The following is a 5,275-nucleotide window of genomic DNA, read 5'->3' on the forward strand; positions in this document are numbered from 1 at the left end:
GACGGGCTGATTTCGCGCAGCGAAATCCAGCCTCGCCGGCGATTGAGGCGCGGGGTCGGGGGCGGAGCCCCCGCCGCCCACCGGCGCGTCAGAGGTACAGCCCCGCGTCCGCGCCCGCTGACTGCGGCGGCACCGACGCCGGAGACGTCCCGCGGCGCAGCGCGAACAGCTCCGCCAGCGTCGCGCCCTCGCGCCCCACGCCCTCCTCCGTGCCGAGCCAGGACACCGCCTCGCCGCGCGTCAGCGGGCCCACCTCGATCCGGGCCAGGCAGCGGCCCGGGCGGACGACGGCCGGATGGAGGCGCTCCAGGTCCTCGTTGGTCGTGACGCCGACCAGGACGTTGCGGCCCTGGCCCAGCAGACCGTCCGTCAGGTTGAGCAGGCGCGACAGCGCCTGGCCCGCTGTGTGCCGCGCCTCGCCGCGGATCAGCTCGTCGCAGTCCTCCAGCAGGAGCAGCCGCCAGCGGCCCTTGGCCGTACCCTCGTCCTCGCCGATGGCGATGTCCATCAGGTAGCCGACGTCGTTGAACAGCCGCTCCGGATCCAGCACGCAGTCCACCTGGCACCAGTCGCGCCACGAGCGAGCCAGCGTGCGCAGCGCCGACGTCTTGCCCGTGCCGGGCGGGCCGTGGAGCAGCAGCAGCCGGCCGGCGATGTCGTCCGGGGTGACCTTCATCAGCCGGTCCATCGCGACGGCCACCGGAGCCGTGTAGTTGGGCCGGATCTCCTCCCACGTGCCGGCGGAGATCTGACGGGTCGTGCGGTGCGGACCGCGCCGCGGTGAGACGTACCAGAAGCCCATGGTCACGTTCTCCGGCTGCGGTTCGGGCTCGTCGGCCGCGCCGTCCGTCGCCTCGTCGAGCACCTTCTGGGCCAGCTCGGAACTCACGGCGGTGACCGTGACGTCCGCGCCCCGGTTCCACCGCGAGACGAGCAGCGTCCAGCCCTCGCCCTCGGCGAGCGTGGCGCTGCGGTCGTCGTCACGGGCCGACCGCAGCACGGAGGCCGAGGGTGGCAGCAGCGTCGCGCCGGGCTTGACGCGGTCGATCGTCGAACTGTGCGAGTACGGCTGCGCACCCGCCGCGAAGCGGCCGAGGAACAGCGCGTCGACGACGTCCGACGGCGAATCGCTGTCGTCGACGTTGAGCCGGATCGGCAGGGCGTCATACGGGTTGGCAGACATACGCCCATGATCCGGCACGGTCCGGAGCGCCGCACCGTGTTTTGCCCGGTGCGGCGTCACGTGGTGTCCCCGCGTATCCGGCCCACGGCCCGGCGGGCCGGGCAGCCGGTCTCGGCCCTTCTTTTGCGACGGTTGCGGCGTTCCGAGGCGGAACCTTCCCTTCACTCGCTCGTTTCGCTTTTCGACCGATGACCCGTCAGTAACATCTTTGGCATGGACACTTCCGGTCAAGTCCCTCTGCTGCTACGAAAGTTGAGGCAGAGATCCTGCTCAAGGGAGGTTCCATGAAACTGTCCCGAGTCGCGGCACTCTCATCCTCACTCCTCCTCGGCGCTGTTCTCGCTCTCACCGGAGCGGGCCCGGCGCAGGCCGATTCCACCGTCCAGGCCGTGGACTACGTGGCACTCGGCGACTCGTACTCCTCCGGTGTGGGAGCGGGCAGTTACGACAGCGCCAGCGGCAACTGCAAGCGCAGCACCCGCGCCTACCCCAAGCTCTGGGCCGCAAGCAACGCGCCCTCGTCGTTCGCGTTCACCGCCTGCTCGGGCGCCCGCACCGGTGACGTGACCGCCGGTCAGCTCGGGCCGCTCGGCTCGGCGACCGACCTCGTCTCCATCACGGTCGGCGGCAACGACGCGGGCTTCTCCGATGTGATGACCACCTGCGTCCTGAGCTCCGACGCCGAGTGTCTGGCCCGGATCGAGCAGGCCAAGCGCTACGTCGACACGACCCTGCCCGGCCGGCTCGACCAGGTGTACTCGGCGATCCGGGCCAAGGCGCCCGCCGCCCGGGTCGTCGTCCTCGGCTATCCGCGTTTCTACAAGCTCAGCGGCAGCTGCTCGGCCGGTATGAGCGAGACCAAGCGGTCCGCCATCAACGGGGCGGCCGACTACCTCAACACGGCGACCGCCAAGCGCGCGGCCGACCACGGATACACCTTCGGCAGTGTCGTCGGCACGTTCGCCGGGCACGAGATCTGCTCAGGGGCTGCCTGGCTGCACAGCGTCAACTGGTTCAACATGGGCGAGTCGTACCACCCCACGGCCTCCGGACAGTCCGGCGGCTATCTGCCCGTCTTCGCCTCCCACGCCTGAGCCGGAAATCCGCCCGGCGCGTCAGGGCCGGACGGCGTCCACCCCCACCGTGCGTACGCAGGCCCTGCCCGGCCGTCCCGCCGGCAGGGCCTGCCGCCTCACCCGCCCAGCACCGCCCAGAGCAGTGCCGTGACCGCCAGGAGAAGCAGCACCACGCCTGCCGCCAGCACCGTCGCGGCACGGCGCGGCTCGTCGGCGGACGGCGACGGGCTCGCGGACGGACCCGTGCCGCCGGCGTGCGTATTCCCTTCGGCATCGCCCCGGCCCGCCGGGGGCTGCGACGGCGGCGGTGCGCTCGCACGCGGGGTTCCGCCCGCGCTCGCCAGCCGCAGCCGGTGCTCGGCCTCCGACGCCGGCATCCGCTCCGCCGCATCCCGCCGCATCAGCCCCGAGATGACCGGCGCCAGCGCGCCCGCCCGCTCCGAGGGCCGGACCTCCTCGCCCGCGCCGGGGGAGCGGCCCTCGACCGCCGTGTACAGCAGGGCGCCGAGCGACCACAGATCGGCGTCGGCGCCCGGCTCGATGTCCGGTGCGAACTCCGGGTCCATGCCGAAACCGGTCAGCATCACCCGGCCGTCGTTGCCGAAGAGGACGTTGGCCGCCCTCACGTCGTGGTGCGCCACACCCGCCGCGTGCGCCGCGCGCAGGGCGGCGACGGCCTCCGCGCCGATGTGCGCGGCGCGCGCGGGCGGCAGCGGTCCCTCCGCCTCCAGTACGTCCGACAGGGCGAGGCCGCGCACGAGTTCCATCACGATCCAGGGGCGGCCGTCGTCGGTGACCACGTCGTGGACGGCGACCACATTGCGGTGCGAGACACGGCCCGCGGCCCGCGCGGCCCGCTCCAGCCGTCCGTACAGCTCGCGCGCCGCTGTGGCGTCGAGGCCGGCCGGAGCGCGGACCTCCTTGACCGCGACGTCGCGGCCCAGCAGTTCGTCGCGGGCCAGCCACGCCACGCCCGTACGGCCCTCGCCGAGCGGCCCGATCAGGCGGTAGCGCTCCGCGATCAGCCGGTCGGTTCCCGGTGGTCCGCTCATGCCATGCCTCCTGTCCGCAACCAAGCCGCAACACGGTGGAAACCCCTCGAATCTAGCTCAACTGCCCGCGTGCGGACACGGGTTGACCGACCATCAGTTCTCCGGCCTGCCGAGAGGGCCGCCACGGTCGCCCAACTCGCCCTGGAATCAGCTGTATTCGGAGAGTAATCGTCAACCCCCGTACGAGTGTGGTGAATCATGCGGGCGGGATACACGGGTGTCCCGCCGGGGAGATAGGGTTAATGTGCCCGGGCCGGGTGTCTCGTACGGGTGGGGAGTGACATGGATCAGATAACAGTTCGCAGCAGGGCCCGCGTGCCTGCCATCACCTGCGGAAGCGTCGCGACCAGTTCGCGTCTCGACCGCCACCTCTCGGTGCTCGGCGGCCCTGCCGTCCCGCAGGGCGAGGCCGCCGAGGCGACCCTGCTGATGCGTGAGCTGACCTCGCGCGACGTGCGGCACGGTCGCGGGAGCAAGAGCGCGCGCGTCTCGCTGTTCGCCCCGCTGCGGCGACTGCGGCGCTCCCTGTTCGGCAGCCGCGGCTGACCGACCCCGCCCGACCCCCTTCCTCGCGCGACCGCTCAGGCGACCACACCGTCCCGGCGTAGCGCCGCCGCGGCCTCGTCCGTCATCCCCAGGGCCCGCAGCAGCGCGTCGGTGTGCTCGCCGAGCGAGGGAATCGCCCCCATCCGCGCCGGGGCCCCGCCCGGCAGCGTGATCGGGGGCAGCAGCGCCCGCAGCGGCCCGGCCGGCGAGTCGACCTCGCGCCACCGGTCACGGGCGGCCAGCTGCGGATGTCCGGCCACGTCCGTCACGGTGTTCAGGCGCGCACAGGCGATGCCCGCGGCCTCCAGCCGGTCGATCGCGTCCTGCGTCGTCAGCCCCACCAGGGCCTTGGCCACCACCGCGTCCGTACGCGCCCGGTTCGCGGTGCGCGCGGTGTTCGTGGCGAAGTCCGGGTCGTCCGCCAAATCCGGTCGCTCCAGCACGTTCTCGGCGAGCCGGCGCCACTCGCGGTCGTTCTGCACCGACAGGAGCACCTGGCCGCCGTCGGCCGTGTCGTACGCGTCGTAGGGGGAGATGACGGCGTGCGCGACACCTGTGCGCGCCGGGGCCGCACCTCCGTGCATCCCGTGGTGGAGCGGGTGGCCCATCCACTCGGCCAGCGACTCCAGCATCGAGATCTCGACCTGGCCGCCGCGGCCCGTCGTACCGCGCCGCAGCAGCGCCGCCAGCACGCCCGAGAAGGCGTACATCGCGGCGGCGATGTCGGCCGCCGGGACGCCCGCCTTCACCGGCTCGGTCGCCGTCCCCGTCACCGAGACCAGACCGGCCTCGCACTGCACGAGCATGTCGTACGCACGCTTGTGCGCGTACGGGCCTCCCGAGCCGTAGCCCGAGATGTCGACGGCGATCAGCCGCGGGTGCCGCGCGCACAGGGCCGCGGCGTCCAGGCCGAGCCGGGCCGCCGCGCCCTGCGCGAGGTTCTGCACGAACACGTCGGCGTCCGCGACGAGCCGGTGCACGATGTCCAGTCCGCGCGGGTCCTTGAGATCGACGGCGATGGACTCCTTGCCGCGGTTGCACCAGACGAAGTGCGAGGCGAGCCCGCGGGCCGCGGTGTCGTAGCCGCGCGCGAAGTCACCGCCGTCCGGGCGCTCGACCTTGATCACGCGGGCGCCGAGGTCGGCGAGCTGGCGCGTGGCGAACGGCGCGGAGACGGCCTGCTCGACGGCGACGACCGTGATGTCGTCCAGGGGCAGTGGCTGTTGGCTCATAGGCCGTGTCTAATGTGCAACCGCCATCTTGTCACCCCTGGGGATCATGAAAACGCCGGGCCGACTTGGCCACGGCGTCCCGTTGACGCGGCCGAACGCTGCGCTTCCGGGGGCGCTGCCCCCGAGTTCCCGGGGGGGGCAAGGCGCCGGGGGGGGGGGGTTAGAGAAGGGGCGGGGGGGGGGCCC

5 protein-coding genes are annotated in these 5,275 nt (G+C 72.8%); 2 read left to right on the forward strand and 3 right to left on the reverse strand.

Going from position 1 to position 5,275, the window contains the following annotated elements; genetic code table 11:
* Positions 1 to 88 precede the first annotated feature (88 nt).
* Complete coding sequence (locus ACWD0A_RS34455) at positions 89 to 1,183, reverse strand: DUF5925 domain-containing protein (RefSeq protein WP_451304627.1); 1,095 nt, start codon at positions 1,181 to 1,183, stop codon at positions 89 to 91.
* A 284-nt stretch (positions 1,184 to 1,467) separates the two neighbouring features.
* On the opposite strand from ACWD0A_RS34455, the gene ACWD0A_RS34460 reads away from it, so the two are divergent.
* Positions 1,468 to 2,277, forward strand: a complete 810-nt coding sequence (locus tag ACWD0A_RS34460) for an SGNH/GDSL hydrolase family protein (RefSeq protein WP_451304629.1) — start codon at positions 1,468 to 1,470, stop codon at positions 2,275 to 2,277.
* Positions 2,278 to 2,375: 98 nt separating this feature from the next.
* Here the strand turns inward: ACWD0A_RS34460 and ACWD0A_RS34465 are convergent, their stop codons facing one another.
* Positions 2,376 to 3,311 carry a serine/threonine-protein kinase gene (locus ACWD0A_RS34465; protein ID WP_451304631.1) on the reverse strand — a complete coding sequence of 312 codons (936 nt, stop codon included), beginning with the start codon at positions 3,309 to 3,311 and terminating at the stop codon, positions 2,376 to 2,378.
* A gap of 282 nt (positions 3,312 to 3,593) precedes the next feature.
* Between ACWD0A_RS34465 and ACWD0A_RS34470 the strand changes: the two genes are divergently transcribed.
* Positions 3,594 to 3,857: a hypothetical protein gene (locus ACWD0A_RS34470; protein ID WP_307716245.1), complete on the forward strand. Its 264-nt coding sequence runs from the start codon at positions 3,594 to 3,596 to the stop codon at positions 3,855 to 3,857.
* A 35-nt stretch (positions 3,858 to 3,892) separates the two neighbouring features.
* Here the strand turns inward: ACWD0A_RS34470 and ACWD0A_RS34475 are convergent, their stop codons facing one another.
* Positions 3,893 to 5,089, reverse strand: coding sequence for a CaiB/BaiF CoA transferase family protein (locus tag ACWD0A_RS34475; protein WP_451304633.1), 1,197 nt, complete (start codon positions 5,087 to 5,089; stop codon positions 3,893 to 3,895).
* Positions 5,090 to 5,275 lie beyond the last annotated feature (186 nt).

It is taken from the genome of Streptomyces sp. NPDC002867, from assembly GCF_053591895.1.